We start from the raw sequence: 740 nt of genomic DNA on the forward strand, positions 1-740 counted from the left end.
TTAGACGTCGGCACCGACATAAGCTGAGCCGTACGGACGCGTTCGGCATAATAGCGCATATCTCGAACCGGAACCGCCGACTGCCGTCGCCTCTCGTTGACATCTTCCAGCGCGTTAGCGGCCTCGAGAGCCTGCTGAGCGCGAGCCAATTCATCCTGCAGCATCTTGAGGCCCGCGTCCGTGACGAGGTTGATCCGACCGGAGATAGGGCGAGCCGGCAGGATGGTTTCCGATGCTGTCTCGGCGCTTTCCTCCTTGGCAAATGCTACGCTCAATTGGTCGGGACTCCGTGTCGAACACCGTCACCGGGGTGGATTCCGGCTCGTCCGCTTTTGATCAAAGACGGCAGAAATCTGTCGTCGGTGGCGGAACGCGACATGACCATGAGCAGACGCATCAAAACCAACCGCCCGCCGTCACCAGCTCTACGTCAGGCTCAGTCGTTTTTGAACTCGAATAGCTCGATGACGTTGCCCGATGGATCTTCGAGCAAGATGGCGCGACCGGCACCGCCGTCGCTGATTTCGCCGCGGAATCTTGCATCAGCCCGGCGCAACCGCTCAATAAGGACATCGACCTCGTTCGTAACGATCATAAATCGGTTCCACCCGCCTGGCTTCGGATCGCCGCCCGCCTGACCACCGCTCCCCGCACCTGGGGCGCTGAGATACAGCGTCAGGTCGTCGCGCAGCAGCGCAGCGAACTTGCCCGGATTGTGCATGTCGATCTTGAAATCGAGA

The 740-nt window shown here is 60.1% G+C and carries 1 protein-coding gene and 1 pseudogene; both read right to left on the bottom strand.

The window, feature by feature from the left end; translation table 11 throughout:
* Window positions 1-275 (bottom strand): annotated as a pseudogene (locus NKH70_RS35710) (transcription elongation factor GreA); the annotation flags it as partial.
* 161 nt (window positions 276-436) lie between these two features.
* A partial coding sequence (locus tag NKH70_RS35715; protein ID WP_353027478.1) for a VOC family protein occupies window positions 437-740 on the bottom strand: 304 nt, incomplete at its 5' end.

Origin of the sequence: Mesorhizobium sp. M0991, from assembly GCF_040318915.1 — a bacterium.
Lineage (GTDB): Bacteria > Pseudomonadota > Alphaproteobacteria > Rhizobiales > Rhizobiaceae > Mesorhizobium.